This is a genomic window from Metabacillus sp. B2-18 (genome assembly GCF_021117275.1).
Taxonomy (GTDB): Bacteria; Bacillota; Bacilli; order Bacillales; family Bacillaceae; genus Metabacillus.
On the sequence record NZ_CP088245.1, the window covers coordinates 3,546,224 to 3,565,781 of the forward strand.

Below are 19,558 nucleotides of genomic sequence, written 5' to 3' on the forward strand. Positions count from 1 at the left end.
TTTTTTACCTACTCCAATTACTGGATATGTTCCTACTTGAGGAATGATAAGGACCATCTTACAGAAAGTTTGCAAAAAAAGCACCCTTCAGAGTGCTCTTAAGAACAAAGGGGACAGAGTTACCTTATTAACTCTTATCCCCTATCATTTATTTTAGTTCATTAAAATTTCATTAATGTTAATACATCATAGCCATCTAATAATTTACGGCCATCTAAATAAGATAACTCAATTAGAAAAGCAATCCCCGCAACAATACCACCAAGCTCTTCAACAAGTTTAATGGTCGCTTCAATTGTTCCTCCTGTTGCTAATAAATCATCTGTAATTAAAACACGTTGTCCTGGCTTGATCGCATCTTTATGAATAGTTAATACATCTTTCCCATATTCAAGACCATATTCAACACGAACTACTTCACGAGGTAATTTACCCTCTTTACGAACAGGGGCAAAACCTACTCCTAGTGAATAAGCAACAGGGCAACCAATAATAAAGCCACGTGCTTCAGGACCAACAACAAGATCAATATGCTTTTCACGAGCATATTCAACAATTTGGTCTGTCGCATATCTATACGCATCCCCATTATCCATTAATGTTGTAATATCCTTGAATTGAATTCCTGGTTTCGGATAATCAGGTACGACTGTTACGAATTGCTTTAAATCCATTTTTTCTTTGTCCTCCTTATACACCTACAGGCGCATCTAATGGAAATCTTTCTTCAAACCACTGCTTAAGCTGCATGTAAGATGTATATAATAACGTTTTTTCTAGTTCTATTCTCATTTGTTTTTGGGCATATGTTTTCGATTCTGTTAAATCTCGTTTTCGAGTTGAAGAATTTGTCGAAATAACACCATTTTCTATTGTAACAAATTCTAGTTCAAAAAACACCTGTGACATGAACTCAATTGTTTCTTTTGTCCAACCCTTATGAGCAGCTAGTTGTTCACCTTGCTCTTGAAGCTTAAAAGAGCCTTTCTTTAAAAGAAATCCATAATACCATTTAAAGTGTTCTCTTGTCGGAATCGTTGAAAAAAAGTGATCTGAATCTTGTTGAAATACCGAGTAAATTCTTGCAGGCTTTCCTTCAGAAAAAAGTGCATCAAAAGAATCTAGTGATGATGGAATATCCATTAAAATAACATGTTTATTTTGAACAGATAGATTTATGGCATCTTGTTTTGTTTTTAAAAACATAGCTTTTTGTTCGAAGCCTATACTCTTCACATAATCATGCGTTTTTTCCTGAAAAGTAACAATTATACTTTTATCTATAGTTGCTACTGAACTTACAAGCTTGTCCACATTTCTTGTTCCTCTAAAATCAAACAGCTGCCACTCATCAACCTTAATGTCTTGTAACATGATTTGTGGTTTGCGAAGATTATTCCACTCATTAATAGATAGTTCCCCAATTGCTGATAAAGTAACAGAGGGTGAAAGTTCATCATGGATATACCCCATACCAAACCCAACGCAATCAAGCTGATAATCTTCTTGAGAAAAAACCAACTTTAGATGATTTTGTTCAGCACCAATTTTCCGAACATTTGCTAATGTAACATTTTCAATTTGAATAACAGGTTTAGGATTGTTCATTCCAAAGGGTGAAAGAAGCTGCATTTCTTCTATTGAATTAACTGAAATATCTTCTAAATTACAGCTTACATCCACTTTTGTTACCGGTATAAAATCATTTTCTGTTAATATGTTTTGTGCCTTTTCAACAAGTCTTTCTCTTAGTAAATCAACATCATCCAGATTTAGTGTCATACCTGCTGCCATTGGGTGCCCACCAAAATGAGGAAGAATATCGCGACATGTTGATAGATTTTCAAACAAATCAAAGCCAACGATACTTCGAGCTGATCCTTTTGCAATTCCTTTTTCTCTATCAATGCTTAAAACAATTGTTGGACGATAAAAACGATCTACAAGCCTTGATGCAACTATACCAACCACACCTGGATTCCAGCCTTCTCTAGCAATAACTAGAACTGGATGATCCTCGATCGGAAAACGAGTTTCAACCTCCTCAATTGCTTCTTCTGTCATTGTGCTAACAAGTTTCTGACGTTCTTTGTTAAGAGAATCAATTTCCTCTGCAATAGCTGCAGCTTCCTCTTCATCTTCAGAAAGAAGAAGATCCACTGCGGGGTCAGCTGATTGTAAACGACCAACTGCATTAATTCGCGGCCCCAGTGCAAAACCTATCGTATCCTCATTTATTTCATCCATCTTGACATTGGCAATTTTCAACAATGATTTTAGTCCAACACGTTTTGTTGTTTTTAACTGATTTATACCTTTTTTAGCTATTAATCTATTTTCATCATGAAGTGCTACTAAATCTGCAATTGTTCCTATTGCTGCTACTTCTAATAAATCAGTTGGAACGTCACCAAGCAGAGCATGACTTAATTTAAAGGCAACTCCAACCCCAGCAAGCTCTTTAAAAGGATAGGTACACCCTGGTTGTTTTGGATGGATAATCGCAATTGCTTCTGGAAGGATCGGACCTGGCTCATGGTGGTCAGTAATAATCACGTCTATCCCTAATTCTTTTGCCACTTGAGCTTCATGAACTGCTGCAATTCCTGTATCAACTGTAATGATTAAAGAAAAACCCTTTTCATGTGCATGTCTAAAAGCAGCTTCATTTGGTCCATATCCCTCGGTAAATCGATTTGGAATATAGAAATCTACGTTTGCACCCAGTGTACGTAAAGCTGTTAATAATACAGTTGTACTGCTTACTCCATCAGCATCATAATCTCCATAAACTAATATATGCTCATTTTGTTCTATCGCCGTTTTTATTCGGTGGACAGCCTTGTCCATATCTTTTAGAAGAAACGGATCATGAAAAGATTGTTTTTCAATTTCCAAGAATTCACGTGCTTCTTCTACTGAATGTATGCCTCTATTTACAAGTAAAGATGCGACTAACGGTGTAATGGATAAGTTATCAATTAGTGTCCCAATTAAGGTTTCATCAGATGATTGAACCATCCATCTTGTTTTTGCCTTTAACATAGTTTCACCCCTCAACCATCCCATTATACAAGAGTGGTCAAGGGGTTTCAATTTAAGGATTATTCCAGAAGTAAATAGGCTTGATTACTAAGCACCGGATGTTGGTTCATGATCCATTTCTTCCTTTTTGTTATCAAGATCTTTTACATTCTTTTCTTTTTCGTCCTTTAACGTTTCTAGCTCCGTTATTAATTTCGCATTTTCTTTTTCAGCAACTTTCAATCTTCGGTGGATTGTTAAAATTCTAACAACTCCTGCAGATGCAATAATAAATCCTCCCATAAAAACTGAACCTAAAATAATTAGTACAAGGGGCCATTCTGCTTTTCCAAATAAATAATCAACCTCAACTGGCTCAACATTTATAACTGCAAAGATGGCAATAATGATGGCAAAAATAATGGCTAGAATTAAACTCCATTGACGTTTCATTTGTATTCCTCCCTTCTTCTAAGGTGAGTAAGGGTTAATATGTACCATTACATTTTGTACGTGTTCATGCTCACTCATTAGCTTTTCTTTTACAAGCTTCCCTATGTTATGACCTTCTTCAACCGTTATGTGAGGGTCAACGGAAACTTTAATATCTACGATAACATAATGTCCATGTTCTCTGGCATGCAACTCATCAATTTTTTTAACCTCACTTATTTTACTCACTGTATCCTTAAGATCAACAACATCTTCATCATGCAAAACATGATCAAGTGTTGTATGGATTGATTCAGCACCAAGCTTCCAGGCCATCTTTATAACCAATATAGCTACAAATAGTCCTGCAACAGGATCTGCATAAACAAGCCAGTCTATTCCCATCTTTTGACCAATTATCGCGGCACCAATACCAGCCAAAGCAGCTATGGAAGAATAAACATCTGAGCGATGCTCATAAGCATTTACAATGATAGCATCACTTTTTATTCTTTTACCCAATCTAAACTTATATCGAAACATCCATTCTTTAACGACGATTGACAATATGACTGCATATATTGCAAGTGGCTTCGGTGCTTCAATTTCCTCAAAAAAAGACTCGAAGGAAGATTTACCAATTTCAAGTCCTACTAAAAACAAAAGAACAGCTACAATAATGGCAGCAATTGACTCTGCTTTTCCATGTCCATAAGGATGATCTTCATCAGGGGGCTGTTTTGCAGCACGTACACCTATGAAAACGGCTAATGACCCTGCTACATCTGATGCCGAGTGAACAGCATCTGCTACTAATGCACGACTTTCTGCAATAACACCAACTGCCCCTTTCACAATTGCAAGTACAATATTTCCAACTACTCCAATCATGGCAGCAAACTCAGCTTGCTTAAATCGATCATTTTTCCCCATATCTTCACCTCTTTTGCTCGTACCTATAGTTTAACCAACTGCTTACAATAAATGAGGGTTATCCCATCTCATTGTATTATTTCGTAAACACATGTGGTTACTTTAAATAATAACAAATTAGAGAGGGATAACCCTTAATTTTATACTTGTGGTTCGTCACTTACTTGAGAAGGAACATCCTTCTTTTTAGTTAATTGCTTTCCTTTCCAAATTAGCCATAGCTGAGCAGCAATAAATAATGAAGAATAGGTGCCCGAAACCAATCCAACTAGTAAAGCAATCGAGAAATTCGTAATTGAAGCACTACCAAAGATCATTAGCGCTATAACAGCAATAACAACAGTCAATACTGTATTAACAGATCTAGTAAAGGTTTGCTGTAAACTGCGATTTACAATCAACTGTAAATCTTCAACAGTTTTAACCTTTTTCTTCTTGTATAGCTCTCTAATCCGGTCGAACGTTACAATTGTATCATTAATGGAATAACCAACAATTGTTAACACCGCTGCAATAAAGGTAATGTCAACCTCTAAACGGGTAATGCTGAAGAAAGCAATGATAAAGAATGCGTCATGAAGCAAGGCAACGATCGACGCGAGCGCCATATAAAACTCAAATCGAATCGCTACATATATGATAATTCCTATTGAAGCAATCAATATTCCATACATTGCATTTCTTGCAAGCTCTTTTCCGACAGTAGGAGAAACTGTACTTATATTTGGATCCATACCATATAATTCTTGAAAATGACTTTTTACTTCCGCAATTTTTTGTTGATCAAGAACACCGATAAATCTAGCAACAGCAATTTCATTGTTATTACCAGCCAAGACAATATCATCAGCTTCTAGACCTAATTTTTCCATTTCATCATTTACTTGTTGTGTTGTTAGACTTTTTTCTGCTTGAACCTCAACACGTGTACCACTTGCAAAGTCTATACCAAGATTCAAACGGAATACTACTAATATGACAATACCAGCGATTACAAGAATTGTTGATAGCATAAAAAATTTCTTGCGATGTTTTAAGAAATCAACATTATCAAAACGAGTAGGTGCAATCGTATCATCATCTGTTTCTTCAATACTGATGATATGCTCCTTCTTCACACCGAAATACCCTTTTTTCTTATCAAGCCAACGGCTCTCTACTAAAAGTCCAAGCAAGATTCTTGATAAAAATACAGCCGTTAAGAAGCTTACAATAATACTAATGATTAACATTGTGGCAAAGCCTTTAACAGAACTTGTCCCAAAGAAAAAGAGCACAGCTCCTGCTAGAATGGTTGTAATATTCGCATCAAAAATCGTTGCAAACGATCGTCTTGATCCAGCCTTAAAGGCAGACCGAACTGTACGCCCAAGTTTTAATTCTTCTTTAATTCGTTCATATGTGATAATATTCGCATCAACTGCCATACCGACACCAAGAATAAGTGCAGCAATACCTGGTAAAGTTAAAACACCATTCATCCAATCGAACACTTGAAGAATTAAGTATATATACGTTGAAAGAGTAATTATTGCAATCAAACCTGGTAAACGATAGAAGAATAACATGAATAGGAAAATGATAGCTATTCCTACAATTCCAGCCAGAACTGTTTGATCTAATGCCTGCTCACCAAACTGAGCTCCAACGGAAGTTGAATACATCTCTGTTAACTTAACGGGAAGAGAACCTGCGTTTAATAAATTCGCCAAATCTTGTGCTTCTTGGATTGTAAAGTTCCCTGTTATGGTAACATCTGTTTGATTAAATACTTGATCAACATTTGGTGCAGAAAGATATTTTGGATCTTGCTTAGTTGCTTCTTCTTGGAATGAATCTCCCTCTTCATAATCAAGCCAAATAACAAGTTGATTATAAGGAGCATTTCCTACAATTTCTTCTGTTACTTCTTTAAACTTCGTTGCATCTTTTAATTGAATCGCAACATTAGGCTTTCCTTGCTCATCAAATGATTGCTTCGCTCCACCTTCTACTAAGTCAGAGCCGTTAAGCATTTCTTTGTCTTCATGATCTCGGAAAGTTAATTCAGCTTGTGTAGATAAAATTTCCCGTGCTTTATTTTGATCACTTACACCTGCAAGTTGAACACGAATTCGATCTTCACCTTCAATCTGAATATTCGGTTCACTTACTCCAAGGACATTTGCACGCTTTTGCAGAGCATTAACTGTACTTACAAGCACATCCCTTGTAATTTCGTCCCCTTCGTTTGCTGGTTCAACTTCATATAGAATTTCGAAGCCCCCCTGCAAATCTAGTCCCAAAATAATGTTGCTTGTTGCCCTATTTGTATTCAGGCCAATAATACTACCTACTACTAGGACAAGTAGAAAAAACGCAATTATGCGTCCGCGCTTAACCATTATGTATCCTCCTTAATTTCCACAAAACGAAATGATATAAAGCCGATAATAACTTACTAAAGATGCAGGCTTTGTTTATTTTACAAGGTTAACATTCCCCATCAAATTATACGCTTTTAAAAGATGTAGAATCAATGTTAAATCAAACCTTTTAACAAATCTTTACCTTCGTCACTTTCGAACCAATTTCCTCCTTTAAATGATTCAACAGTGGCATAGTTCATAAAATCTCCAACTTTTAATGAAAGAATATCACGCACAACCTCATGTACATAAAGTTCAGGTGTTTTTTTCCATTTTTTTGTTTTTAGAAATGACCAAAGCTTTTCTTCAGAAACATCCTCATAGCCTAAAATCATAAATTCTTCTAATTTGCTCTTAATTGCAGGTTTCACATGATGACGGAATTCATCAATTGGCTGCTTATTCATTATTATTACACTCCTTTTACGAGACATTTTAAGGGCTATTTTAAGGAAGTACCACACAATACTATATAACTTGTCATGCTTGGCCTATTGAGTCGCATATAGTAATTGTATATGATTCCACGTTATTTGAGAAGGCAGGGAGAGAAATGTCAAAGCAAACGTTTCTAAAAGGAACGCTCATATTAATCTTGGCAGGATTTATAACCCGTGTATTAGGATTTATTAACCGAATAGTTGTTGCCCGTTTCATCGGAGAAGAAGGGGTTGGTTTATATAACATGGCCGTCCCAACCCTTGTTTTAGCGATTACCATTACACAACTTGGATTACCTGTTGCCATTTCAAAGCTTGTTGCAGAAGCTGAAGCAAAAGGTGATTCTCGTAAGGTAAAGAAAATACTTGTTGTTTCGTTATCAGTAACCGGAACCCTAAGTATCATTTTCACACCAACTATGATGCTTCTCGCACCATTTTTATCTGAGCATGTTTTTACAGATCGACGTACATATTGGCCATTGCTGGCAATTGCTCCCGTAGTTCCAATCGTGGCAATTTCTTCTGTTATCCGCGGCTACTTTCAAGGACGGCAAAATATGCGACCTGCTGCCATTTCCCAAGTGTTAGAGCAAGTTGTTCGTATTTCGTTGGTTGCAATATGTACAAGTGCCTTTTTACCATACGGAATTGAATTTGCCGCAGCTGGCGCAATGATTTCAGCTGTTGTTGGAGAATTGGTTTCACTTATCTACTTGGCAGCCATGTTTAAAGTGAAAAAGAAAATAAGAATTCGAAGAAAATTCTTTAAATCTGTTCAGAATGGAAAAGAAACATTTAATCAATTAATGGGTATCGCACTCCCAACTACAGGAAGTCGATTTATCGGATCACTTTCATGGTTCTTTGAACCAATAGTTGTTGCAAACAGCCTTGCTATAGCAGGAGTTGCCACAGCTGTTGCTACAAAACAATATGGAGGTCTTACAGGATATGCAATACCCTTATTGATGCTGCCTTCATTCATTACATATTCTTTATCTACCTCCCTTGTTCCTGCAATAAGTGAGGCAATGGCTAATAATCAGCTAAAGCTCGTTGAACATCGCTTGCAGCAAGCTTTAAGACTCTCACTTGTAAGTGGTGGGCTGGCATGTGTTGTGTTATATGTTTTTTCGGAACCTTTAATGAGCATCATGTATGGTAGTAGCAAATCTGCCATTTTCGTTCAAGTGATGGCACCATTTTTTATTTTTCATTATTTCCAGGGACCTTTACAGGCTGTGCTACAAGCTTTAGACTTAGCAAAAGCTGCTATGATTAATAGTTTAATAGGTTCAGCTGTCAAAACAGCTCTTATCTTCGTATTAGCAACAAGACCGTCACTCGGTATTATGGGTGCTGCTTTGGCTATTGTCATAGGTATTATGCTTGTTACTCTTTTACATTTTGCAACAGTTATAAAAGTTGTTCCGTTTACGATTCATATAAGAGACTATATTAAAAGTGGAATGACAATGGTCATAGCCGGTGTGACAGGATATTTGTTCTATGAAAATGTCGTAACGGAATTCCCGATCATTTTAAGGTTAATTACATCTTTAACCGTTACATCACTCATTTATTGCTTCTTACTTTTAGTGTTAAAACTTGTAGAAAAAGACGAAATACAACGCATTCCTTTTGTAGGTCATTTTCTTGCTCGATTAATACCAGCAAAATAAAAATATTTTTTCTATTCGTGCAATTGAGTAATGCTCAATTGCTTTTTTTACATAGGCTGTTTTCGTAAAGTTTGTTGTTTTTTGATAAAAGTTGATAGGTAACAATTTTCTGATAAAATAAAATAGAGTGCAACTTCAAGAGGGTTTTATTCGTCTAATTTGAATATTAGAACAAGACGATTGGAGGTTTATAATATATGAGAAAAATTACTCTGCTTTTATCTTTAACTTTGTTGTCCGCTATTCTTTTTGGTTGCCAATCGGAAGATAGCACTACTACGGATGCGGCAAATACCAACGCTGAATTACAATCAGAAGGTGATGCGGAAATTACAAAGATTAGTATTTCTAAGTCAAAAGGAGTCAGTCCAACTGTTTTCGAAGAAGATAAAGATGTCGAAACATTTAAAAGTATTATTTCAAGTGCTGTAAAAGAAGACGGGATAGCGAATATGGCTAATCCTGAATATTATTTGGATGTCATCTACATAAATGAAAATAAGCAAAGTTATCATTTATGGATAGGTGAAAAAGGACAAAAAAGCACCTTAATGAAAACAGACGACACTCATACAATCTATACTGTTTCAGAAGAAATGACTGATAAGTTAATTGAGTTAATAGAATAGAAATTTAATGAGACCTCTTGCTTGAGGTCTTTTCTTATGCACATTTTAGCATTTCAACTGTTGTGTTATTCGATTTTTGACACGCTGAAATAAGCATTTGCTCCACTTGTTTTTCAAAGGATAAATGCTTGTCTATTTCAAGCCATCTGAACCAATAAAGGTAGTTGTCAAGATACTTTGTTGCCACACCTTGAAATCTTCGCATCCAAGTCTTTAAGCGGCTATGAAAACTATTTACATTTTGAATATGATAAATTCCCTTCTTTACTCGTTGTTTCTGTCGGTCATTGATAGGTTCGTGCTTTAATCCCTTCATTTTTGCGAATTTCTTATAGTTAGTCGCTGTATCAGTGCAAAGTAAAGATTTGGGGTCTATATATTTACCGATGGCAGTATCAATTTCATCTGCTTTAACACGACCTGTTCCAGCTTTCAAAGCAATAATGTTGTTATTTCGGTCTTGTGCTACAACAACGGCAATTTTTAAGTCAGAAATCCCTCTCTTTTCGTCTGGAGTCTTCCTTTTCTTAGGTTTACGATGGGTAACTTCACGACCTTTCATTGACTCACGAAAGAAGGTCTCGTCACTTTCAACGATACCTTGTAGTTGTGCAAAATCTAACGAACGCAGAGCATTCAGTATTTTATGCCTCCAATAGAAAGCCGTTGAGATGTGTATTCTAAGCCATTTAGCGATTTTAGGTAGTGTATATCCTTCGACCATCATCTCCATATATTTCACCCATTTATCAGGATAGCGAGAACCAGAGAATGGTGTATTAGTCATATCGTTAAATGTTTTATTACAGTCCTTACAAAGATAGCGTTGGCGAGTCTTGTATTTACCATTACGCTTTACAGATGTGCTTCCACAATGAACACAAGCCATACCACTGTTAAAACGAGTTTCACGAATTTGTTTCAGTAGTTTGGTAATCTTATCTGGTTCATCTGGAAAAAGGTCTCTTTTAAGAGCATTAAATAACTCTAACTGTTCTTCTGTTGTAAGCTCATTTGCATTTTCATACACATCCAACCACATACCGAACGCCTCCTTGAAATAGCATTATACCAAGCCTTTAACAGTATGGTCAAGAAAGCAACAATCTATGCGAAAACAGCCTTTACATAAAAAAAGGTGAAAGTCAATGCGACCTCCACCAACATTAGTTTTTATCTTCGTCCTTCAAATCAATGAAGAAAATGCCTTTTCCATATGTGCATAACGAAATTTGCTTTGTATCTTTATATCCAAGCTTCCGAAGTTGCTGTCTTAACCATAAGTTGTTTTTGTTAATCGTGAGCAAATTCTCATCTTGAATGTTTCCATCAACAATTAGAGGAAGCTGAAGCTCTGGCTGCTTTTTATTTTTTTTCTGTCTTTCAATGACTGAAAGTTTCCCTGTCGGCTCCAAGATAGCAAATTCAACATCTGCAACATTGTTGATGTTTTTATCACGTAGCTGTGTCATCAAATCATCAAAGTTATATCTTTGTGTTCTCATGGCTTGTTCATCTACTTTTCCACGATTAATAATAATTGTCGGCTTTCCGTCTAAAATATGCCTGATTTTTTGATTTTTGAGAGATAAATATGCTAATGAAATCTGAATGATCATTAGAATCAGCATAGGAATAACTGTATTTATTAATGGGTCACTTGGGGCCTCAATTGCTGTTACTGCCATTTCTGCAATCATGATAAAGACCACTAAGTCCAATATGCTCAACTCACCAATTTCTCTCTTTCCCATAAGCCTAAAAATAAGAACAATGAGAAAGTAAAGAAATAGGGTGCGAGCCAAGATCGTTATGTAAAATTCCACTTTTCATGGCCTCCTTTTATCTAATTGCTTAACACTTATTTTGAACGATAACTTAACTTTTATGTAAACATTTCATCTACATCGTAAAGTTTAGAAGATATCGAAAATAAACGTAAACAGAGGAGATACCAAGTGAGATAATAACGATTGGAAAACCAACTTTAAGAAATTCGATAAAATTGATATGCTCTTTTTCCTTTGCTGCAAGTCCCGCAACAACTAAATTAGAGCTTGCACCTAATAATGTCCCGTTTCCTCCTAAGCAAGCTCCTAATGCCAAAGACCACCATAAAGGATCTAAATTTGTCATTCCGTAATCTTTAAACTCGATAATCATCGGAATCATTGCTGCTACAAAAGGGATATTATCAACAAAACCTGATAAAATACCTGTCATCCATAAAATAAGCATTGATGTTTTAGGTAAATCACCCTCTGTGTAAAATACCATTCCACGTGCAAGCTCATCAATAACCCCTACTTCTTCAAGCCCGCCAATTAACATAAATAATCCTACGAAGAAAAATAATGTTCCCCATTCAACTTGTTTAAACACCTCATCAGGCTTGTATTCATCGTGAGTAAGCAATAATAACAATAATGCCCCTGCTAATGCAACACTCGTAAGATCAATGTGTAAAATAGGATTTAAGACAAAGCCAGCAATAGTCATAAGTAAAACGAAAATGGACTTTGGTAATGCCGGTGTTAGTTTTAAATAGTTACTCGCCTTAATCGACGCTAGCTTTTTTTGATCAATCGTGTCAACCTGAAGTTTTGGCCAATAGATCGCGATTAAGTAAATCAAAACAACTGCATAAATAATCAACACAATTGGACTTAAATGAGTAATAAAAGCATTGAACGTTAAATGCTCAACTGCTTGACCAATCATGATATTTGGAGGATCTCCAATTAGTGTAGCTGTTCCACCAATATTTGAAGCGATAATAATTGTAATTAGATAAGGAATGGCAGGTATATCTAACATTCGCACGATTGTAAGGATAATTGGAACAAGTAGAAGCACCATCGTCACATTTGCAAGAAAAGCTGATCCAATAGCTGTTAACGTAGAGATAACAATAAGAAGTGGAATAGGCCTCCCTTTTACTACTTTAGCCATTATAATTGCTACAAACTCAAATACACCTGTTTGACTTGTAATAATGACAATCAGCATCATCGCGAATAACAGCGAAATTGTATTCCAATCTATGTACGTAAGAAATGCCTTGTTTATATCATAAATTCCAACAATAAGCATAGCGACTCCACCCAAACCAGCCGCTAAAGCACGATCAATTTTTTCCGTCATTATAACAAAATAAGTAATAAGAAAGATGATAACTGTTAAAGTGGTAAGCATTATTTATCCTCCTTGATAGTAAACACCATTTAAAAGCAGCCGGATAACATGATGTTTACTACCGAATGAAATAGTACTCAATAAGTAAAAGGATTTTTTTAATCTACAAGCAAGTCCTCTTTACCATCATATGATGCAAGTCCACTAAAATATTTATAGTCTATTTTTTTATTCTATGAATATTCTTTAATAAGACGAGCTCACAACAAGCTCGGGACTTGTCTAGAGGGAAAGGGGGATGCTTTGTGGAAACAAAACAATGGGGTAAAGCAATCCTTTATGGTCTTATCACCATCTTTGTTATGGCTTTAGCCACAAGCCTAGTATTTTCTTTATTATTAAAGTTTACCGATTTAACAGAATCATCAATTACATGGGTGCTTTTAGGTTTGTCGATTCTGGCCTTATTTATCGGTGGCTTTGTTGCCGGAGGAAATGGAAAGGAAAAAGGCTGGCTTATCGGAGGGATTACCGCCCTGCTTTTCTCACTCATTATTTTATTGTTTAAATTTCTGGGCCATGGTGAAATTTTTACAATGGAAGAACTTATGTATCATGGAGGATTTTTATTAGTAGCAATGCTTGGTGGAATCTTTGGGGTTAACGTGTCTTCATCACGAGCAGCAAAATAAAAAACAGGGTTAAATTTATACCCTGTTTTTTTATTATGTTCATAATTAGTCTTTTATAACTTCACGTACTGATTTACGATCGAATGTTAAACGAGTGCCATCTCCTACTTTTAGGACGATTTTGTTTTCGTCAACTGAATCAAGGATACCATGTAGTCCTCCGATCGTCACAATTTTGTCACCCTTTTGTAGGCTGTTTTGCATTTCACGTACAGCTTTTTGTTGCTTTTGCTGCGGACGAATTAGCAAGAAGTAAAAAATTGCGAACATCAATACTAACGGTAAAACTGTTCCTAACATTTCCATTTATTTCACCCCTTTCAAGCAAGTATTAAAAGTTTTTAGCATTTGGTTTATTAAAACCATATGTTTCAAAGAATTCATCGCGGAAATCTCCTAAACGATCTTCACGGATTGCTTGTCTAACTTTCTCCATTAAGTTTACCAGAAAATGAAGATTATGATAAGATGTTAATCTTAAGCCGAACGTTTCATCACTTTTAATGAGATGTCGAATGTATGCACGAGAAAAATTACGACATGTGTAACAGTCACAGTTTTCATCCAGTGGTCCAAAGTCTTTTGCATATTTTGCATTTTTTACGACTAATCGGCCTTCACTCGTCATCAATGTACCGTTTCGCGCAATTCGGGTCGGTAATACACAGTCAAACATATCAATACCGCGGATCGCTCCATCAATTAATGAGTCTGGAGATCCTACACCCATTAAATAACGGGGCTTGTTTGAAGGCATTAATGGCGTTGTAAATTCTAGTACCCGATTCATCACGTCTTTAGGCTCTCCTACAGATAATCCACCAACCGCATAGCCCGGAAAATCCATAGAAACTAAATCTTTTGCACTCTGCTTTCGTAATTCCTCATATTCCCCACCTTGAATAATTCCAAATAACCCTTGATCATTCGGTCTATTGTGAGCTTTAAGGCATCGTTCAGCCCAACGAGTTGTTCGTTCAACTGATTTTTTCATATAATCATATTCGGCTGGATACGGCGGACATTCATCAAATGCCATCATGATATCAGAGCCTAAGTCATTTTGAATTTGCATAGCCTTTTCAGGAGATAAAAACAGCTTGTCACCGTTCAAATGATTTCTGAAGTGCACACCTTCTTCTTCAATTTTACGGAATTCACTTAAACTGAATACCTGAAATCCACCTGAATCGGTTAAGATGGCACGATCCCAATTCATAAATTTATGAAGTCCTCCAGCTTCTTTTACAATCTCGTTTCCTGGACGGAGCCACAAATGATATGTATTACTTAAGATAATTCCTGCTCCCATTTCCTTTAATTCTTCAGGAGACATTGTTTTTACAGTCGCAAGTGTTCCTACTGGCATAAAAACCGGTGTTTCAAAGCTGCCGTGAGGGGTGTGTACCTTTCCTAATCTTGCTCCTGTTTGTTTGCATGTTTTAATAAGTTCGTAACGAATTGGTGAAGTTGACACCCTATTTCCTCCTTAAATGTAACGCTCTGTTTGTCCTTAAGTAAAGGGACAATATTAGATAATTAGCATAGCATCTCCAAAGCTGAAGAATCGATATTTTTCCTTTACAGCGGTCTCGTATGCATGCATAACATGGTCTCGTGTTGCTAACGCACTAACAAGCATAATTAATGAAGATTTCGGCAGGTGAAAATTTGTAATCATGCCATCAATCCCTTTAAACTCATAGCCAGGATAAATAAATATATTTGTCCAGCCATTTTCAGCTGCAAACTTACCATTATGTTTTGAAGCGATGGTCTCAAGTGTTCTAGTTGAAGTCGTACCAACAGAGATAATTCTTCCTCCATTTGAACGAACTTCATTTAAAAGAGCAGCCGTTCCATCTGTTAATTGATAAAATTCAGCATGCATTTCATGCTCTTCTACTGTTTCAGCACTAACAGGACGGAATGTTCCTAATCCTACGTGCAAAGTGATAAACGCAATATGGACACCTTTATTTTTGAGCTCATCGAGAATTTCCTCAGTAAAATGTAAGCCTGCTGTCGGTGCAGCAGCTGAACCGATTTCCCGTGAAAAAACAGTTTGATATCTTTCGCGGTCATCGAGTTGCTCTTTAATATATGGTGGTAACGGCATTTCGCCAAGCGCATCTAAAACTTCGTAAAAGATTCCTTCATAGTCAAAGCGTAATAAACGACCACCATGATCACTTGAACCAACACAAGTTGCTTTTAAGTTCCCTGCTCCAAAGGTGATAATCGTTCCTTCTTTCACTCTTTTTGCAGGCTTAACAAGTGTTTCCCATACATCATCTTCCTGTTGCTTTAACAACAGAATTTCAATACTTGCTCCTGTATCTTCCTTAACTCCAAAAAGTCGGGCCGGCATGACTCTCGTATTGTTAAGAACAAGACAATCACCCGGATTAATATAATCAACAATGCTCTTAAATGTTTCATGCTGAATGTCTCCGGTGTCTTTTTGAAGAACCATTAATCTTGACGCATCTCTTTCTTTTAATGGAACTTGTGCAATTAATTCTTCAGGAAGATGAAAATCAAATAATTCTACTTTCAATACATTCACCTAATTTCTAATCTATCTATTTACATATTTTTAACTACCCATTACTTAAATCGTCCAAGAAACGAAAAAACTAATGAAAGAACAATACTGATAACAATACAGGTGACAATTGGGAAAAATACCGTTGTATTTCCTTTTTTAAACACAATATCTCCTGGTAGTTTCCCTATAAACTGCATAAAAAATCCGACTATAAGAAGGATTCCACCTATGATCATTAAAACTTTAGGAAAATCAATCATGATGAGGAGCCTCCATTTTAAAATGTTGGTAAACCAGATCAGTTACAATTCTTCCTCTTGGTGTTCGTTGAAGAAAGCCTATTTGTAATAAATATGGTTCATAAACATCCTCGATTGTATGAGATTCTTCTCCTATTGTTGCCGAAATTGTATCAATTCCAACCGGACCACCACGGAATTTTTCAATAATTCCAAGTAAAAGCTTATGATCGATATGATCAAGACCTAATTTATCCACTTGCAATCTCTCAAGTGCGTCTGTTGCCAATTCATTTGTAATCGTTTCTACCCCTGTAACTTGAGCAAAGTCTCGAACTCTTCTTAACAAACGATTTGCAATCCTCGGCGTTCCTCTTGATCTTCTTGCCATTTCAACTGCCGCATTATAATCTAAGCCTATATCTAGTATTTCCGCTGTTCTCTCAATGATGTGGGCAAGCTGTTTTTCATTATAATATTCCAGGCGACTTAATACACCAAATCGGTCCCGAAGAGGTGCTGTTAATAAGCCTACCCTTGTTGTTGCTCCAATGAGCGTAAATGGAGGTAGATCTAATCGGACGGATCTTGCAGTCGATCCTTTTCCAATCACAATATCCAGGCAAAAATCCTCCATGGCAGGATATAATACTTCTTCGATTGAACGATGTAAACGATGAATTTCATCAATAAACAGAACATCTCCTGGCTCCAAAGCGGTTAAAATAGCTGCTAAATCTCCGGGCCTTTCTATCGCTGGACCAGATGTGGTACGAATATTAACCCCCATTTCATTCGCAATAATAGTTGCCAATGTGGTTTTCCCTAACCCAGGAGGTCCATATAACAGAACATGATCAAGTGTTTCACTTCGCATTTTAGCAGCTTCTATAAATACTTTTAAATTTTCTTTTACCTTATCCTGTCCGATATATTGACTTAGTGTTTGAGGTCTTAAACTTTGTTCAAGAGAGGATTCTTGTAAGTCTGCTTCACTTGAAACAAGACGTTCGTCCATGTTATCACCTTACTTTAATAGCTTTTGCAAAGCTTTTTTTACATACTGATCAGTTGATAGATTTTCTTGTTGAAGAGAAGGAGTGATCTTTTTAATTTCACGTTCTGCATATCCTAAAACCTTTAATGCCTCTATAGCTTCATTTAAGGCGTGATTTGCTGTTTCAGTTTGCTCTATTTCTTCATGGTTAAACAAATCTGGTGCATACAGAGCTGCCACATCTCCTAATTTACCTTTTAAATCTAAGATAATTTGACGTGCAGTTTTCTTCCCAACACCTGGGAATTTGACTAAAAATGTATCATTTTCATTCTCAATTGCTTCTATTACCTGTGAAGGGTTACCTGATGCAAGTATCGCTAAAGCACCTTTCGGCCCAATGCCCGTCACATTTAAGAGCTTCATAAATAACGCCTTTTCTTCCCTTGATGGAAATCCATATAAAGCTAATATATCTTCACGCACATGTTGATATGTATAAACAACAACTTCCTCTTTACGGCTTTTCGTATAGCTGTAAGGATTCGGGGCATGAATTTGATAGCCTAATCCATGATGATCAATAACAATGTGCTCAGGCGTAATATCATCAACAAAGCCTTTAATAAACTCAATCATTTCTTCACCTCATTATAACTGTACCTCATTGTATCAAAAAACGTTTCTATTCAGAAGTCATTTTATTCAATCTTTCAAAAGGGGTACAATTGTTCTCATCATTATATCTTATCATTTATTATAAAATGTTTGTACGTATTTCTTATTTTAAAAAGGTTTTACTTATTTCCTTATAGAAAAAGAGCTAACCTAAGAGAAACTCTTTAGATTAGCTCTAATTTTCATTGTTTTTCGGTTTTTGAATAATACTGAAGGTTTTGTAAGACTTCTAGATATTGATCTTTAGATTGAATACGAATTCCTTCTTTAAGTTCATCATGTTTTCGACTCTCTAATTTTTCAACATCTAACTGAAAAAATGATTGAATCACTTCATTCGTTTTTGGCTTTCCATTGAAGATCGTCAATGTGCCATCACCAGCAATACCAAAATATCCATTTGTCTTTAATAACGGAGAGATATCATCAATATTTTTCTGAAAGACAACTCTATCCTCTTCTTGATTTAGCAATTGCCAATCCTTATATTCTGCCCAAAAATCTTTCATTGATAAGATGGTTTCCTTTGTCACTTCCTCACTGATTTCTCCATCTAAGTATTTTCTCTTCAATATAACCTTTACTGTTAAAGGCTCCTGTACACTATGTTCTTCAGCATGAATAGGCTGTTGATTTACATTTAAAAGACTGATAAACAACATAACTCCTACAAAACTACAAATGGTAAGGATGCGGCTTCGATGAAACATTCTCACCTATCTCACCTCGCTAATGATTATTAAATCATTTTATATTGTGACCATTTATAGAAGTTTTAACCAAAAATTTTTAATCTAAATCAAAAAACAAGGAGCAAAGCTCCTTGTTTAACGGTTATTAGTAAAAGGACGTTGAACTGCATCGCCTAAGTCATTCAATAATTCATTAACATCTGTATCAATGACATCTCTGTCTACAGCATTTTGAATATCGTTATCGATATTTCGAATGCGTGTAAACGTTCCTTCATCTGTGTAAACTTGAATATTACGTCCATCTGACATTTTTTGAAGCTCTTTTGTTACCTTTTGCTTCATATCTTTGTCATTTCGATCATTCGTATCAACCGCAACTAGCACATTGTCATCTGTAACAATGACTCGCGCATCCTCAACATTGTCCATTTTTTCGACGGAGTTTTTCACTTTTTGAGCAATCTCACCATCACCACGGTTATAATACCCCACTTCATTTAAATGGCGGTGATAATTCGCATCTCCATGGCTATAACGGTTGTCCCGGACAAGACCGTTATCATTATTACCTAGCGGGACAGTTGGATTGCTCATATTACGGTTATCATACCGATTGTTAACTCGTTGAAAATAATTTCTATTATTTTCGCCATTCATTCCATCCATCATTTCAGTAACAGGACCTTCGTTATCTGCACCGTTACCTTCATTTGTATAGTATCCAATTGGCTGAGCTTGATTATTGTTATTGTTTTCTAAGGCACCTTGATCTCCATTACAAGCTGTTAAACCCGTTGTTAACAGTGCAATTGCTGTTAAAGCAGTAGCTTTTTTACCTTTTGTCAAATCAATAACCTCCCCAAGATACTATGTGAGCAAGATGATCGCTCATGTATTATCTTGTACAAGGAAGGAAAAATAAGTCTGTTAGTTAAAGGTAACTATTTAAAAATATGGTGCTTGAGAAGTAAGGTTTGACTTAAGAAAAATATAAAAAAGCAAGGGTGCTTTCACCCTTGC

20 protein-coding genes are annotated in these 19,558 nt (G+C 36.0%); 3 read left to right on the plus strand and 17 right to left on the minus strand.

The features are described from left to right. Nucleotides 1–161: 161 nt before the first annotated feature. The 6 genes from LPC09_RS18080 to LPC09_RS18105 form a co-directional block, all read right to left on the minus strand. Entirely contained in the window at nt 162–674 is a 513-nt protein-coding gene (locus tag LPC09_RS18080; RefSeq protein ID WP_098797935.1) for an adenine phosphoribosyltransferase, read from the minus strand. Between the two features lie 16 nt (nt 675–690). Further along, on the minus strand, nt 691–3,045 hold the full coding sequence (gene recJ / locus LPC09_RS18085) for a single-stranded-DNA-specific exonuclease RecJ (RefSeq protein WP_231307933.1): 2,355 nt from the start codon (nt 3,043–3,045) through the stop codon (nt 691–693). 87 nt (nt 3,046–3,132) lie between these two features. After that, nucleotides 3,133–3,477 carry a LapA family protein gene (locus LPC09_RS18090; RefSeq protein WP_231307934.1) on the minus strand — a complete coding sequence of 115 codons (345 nt, stop codon included), beginning with the start codon at nt 3,475–3,477 and terminating at the stop codon, nt 3,133–3,135. An 18-nt stretch (nt 3,478–3,495) separates the two neighbouring features. Continuing rightward, nucleotides 3,496–4,389, minus strand: a complete 894-nt coding sequence (locus LPC09_RS18095) for a cation diffusion facilitator family transporter (protein ID WP_231307935.1) — start codon at nt 4,387–4,389, stop codon at nt 3,496–3,498. 140 nt (nt 4,390–4,529) lie between these two features. Further along, complete coding sequence (gene secDF / locus LPC09_RS18100) at nt 4,530–6,773, minus strand: protein translocase subunit SecDF (protein ID WP_098798780.1); 2,244 nt, start codon at nt 6,771–6,773, stop codon at nt 4,530–4,532. A gap of 137 nt (nt 6,774–6,910) precedes the next feature. After that, entirely contained in the window at nt 6,911–7,204 is a 294-nt protein-coding gene (locus LPC09_RS18105; RefSeq protein WP_098798779.1) for a post-transcriptional regulator, read from the minus strand. Between the two features lie 146 nt (nt 7,205–7,350). On the opposite strand from LPC09_RS18105, the gene spoVB reads away from it, so the two are divergent. Next, the gene (spoVB, locus tag LPC09_RS18110; RefSeq protein ID WP_231307936.1) at nt 7,351–8,922 is read left to right on the plus strand and encodes a stage V sporulation protein B; all 1,572 of its coding nucleotides are present in this window, start codon (nt 7,351–7,353) and stop codon (nt 8,920–8,922) included. A gap of 197 nt (nt 8,923–9,119) precedes the next feature. Beyond that, on the plus strand, nt 9,120–9,551 hold the full coding sequence (locus LPC09_RS18115) for a YhfM domain-containing protein (RefSeq protein ID WP_098795656.1): 432 nt from the start codon (nt 9,120–9,122) through the stop codon (nt 9,549–9,551). 34 nt (nt 9,552–9,585) lie between these two features. Here LPC09_RS18115 and LPC09_RS18120 read toward each other — a convergent pair whose 3' ends face one another. From LPC09_RS18120 to LPC09_RS18130, 3 genes are all read right to left on the minus strand, one after another. Next, the gene (locus LPC09_RS18120; protein ID WP_098795657.1) at nt 9,586–10,593 is read right to left on the minus strand and encodes an IS1595 family transposase; all 1,008 of its coding nucleotides are present in this window, start codon (nt 10,591–10,593) and stop codon (nt 9,586–9,588) included. A 124-nt stretch (nt 10,594–10,717) separates the two neighbouring features. After that, nucleotides 10,718–11,377: a DUF421 domain-containing protein gene (locus LPC09_RS18125; protein WP_231307937.1), complete on the minus strand. Its 660-nt coding sequence runs from the start codon at nt 11,375–11,377 to the stop codon at nt 10,718–10,720. Nucleotides 11,378–11,453: 76 nt separating this feature from the next. Continuing rightward, complete coding sequence (locus tag LPC09_RS18130) at nt 11,454–12,746, minus strand: ArsB/NhaD family transporter (RefSeq protein WP_098798775.1); 1,293 nt, start codon at nt 12,744–12,746, stop codon at nt 11,454–11,456. 245 nt (nt 12,747–12,991) lie between these two features. Here LPC09_RS18130 and LPC09_RS18135 point away from each other — a divergent pair, with 245 nt between their 5' ends. Then, entirely contained in the window at nt 12,992–13,378 is a 387-nt protein-coding gene (locus LPC09_RS18135) for a TIGR04086 family membrane protein (RefSeq protein ID WP_176551172.1), read from the plus strand. A gap of 45 nt (nt 13,379–13,423) precedes the next feature. Here the strand turns inward: LPC09_RS18135 and yajC are convergent, their stop codons facing one another. The 8 genes from yajC to LPC09_RS18175 all read right to left on the minus strand — a co-directional run bounded on the left by yajC (nt 13,424) and on the right by LPC09_RS18175 (nt 19,384). Continuing rightward, on the minus strand, nt 13,424–13,684 hold the full coding sequence (gene yajC / locus LPC09_RS18140) for a preprotein translocase subunit YajC (protein WP_098798774.1): 261 nt from the start codon (nt 13,682–13,684) through the stop codon (nt 13,424–13,426). A 25-nt stretch (nt 13,685–13,709) separates the two neighbouring features. Next, a complete protein-coding gene (gene tgt / locus LPC09_RS18145) occupies nt 13,710–14,855 on the minus strand; it encodes a tRNA guanosine(34) transglycosylase Tgt (RefSeq protein WP_098798773.1) in 1,146 nt (381 codons plus the stop codon). A gap of 54 nt (nt 14,856–14,909) precedes the next feature. After that, nucleotides 14,910–15,938 carry a tRNA preQ1(34) S-adenosylmethionine ribosyltransferase-isomerase QueA gene (queA, locus tag LPC09_RS18150; protein ID WP_098798771.1) on the minus strand — a complete coding sequence of 343 codons (1,029 nt, stop codon included), beginning with the start codon at nt 15,936–15,938 and terminating at the stop codon, nt 14,910–14,912. A 50-nt stretch (nt 15,939–15,988) separates the two neighbouring features. Next, entirely contained in the window at nt 15,989–16,189 is a 201-nt protein-coding gene (locus LPC09_RS18155; RefSeq protein WP_098798770.1) for a DUF2905 domain-containing protein, read from the minus strand. Beyond that, nucleotides 16,182–17,186 carry a Holliday junction branch migration DNA helicase RuvB gene (ruvB, locus tag LPC09_RS18160; RefSeq protein WP_098798769.1) on the minus strand — a complete coding sequence of 335 codons (1,005 nt, stop codon included), beginning with the start codon at nt 17,184–17,186 and terminating at the stop codon, nt 16,182–16,184. Before ruvB ends, LPC09_RS18155 begins: the two co-directional genes overlap by 8 nt. 9 nt (nt 17,187–17,195) lie before the next feature. Then, complete coding sequence (gene ruvA / locus LPC09_RS18165; protein WP_098798767.1) at nt 17,196–17,804, minus strand: Holliday junction branch migration protein RuvA; 609 nt, start codon at nt 17,802–17,804, stop codon at nt 17,196–17,198. A 221-nt stretch (nt 17,805–18,025) separates the two neighbouring features. Beyond that, the gene (locus tag LPC09_RS18170) at nt 18,026–18,553 is read right to left on the minus strand and encodes an intercompartmental signaling factor BofC (protein ID WP_098798766.1); all 528 of its coding nucleotides are present in this window, start codon (nt 18,551–18,553) and stop codon (nt 18,026–18,028) included. A gap of 117 nt (nt 18,554–18,670) precedes the next feature. Next, the gene (locus LPC09_RS18175) at nt 18,671–19,384 is read right to left on the minus strand and encodes a YhcN/YlaJ family sporulation lipoprotein (RefSeq protein ID WP_176551171.1); all 714 of its coding nucleotides are present in this window, start codon (nt 19,382–19,384) and stop codon (nt 18,671–18,673) included. Between the last annotated feature and the right edge of the window lie 174 nt (nt 19,385–19,558).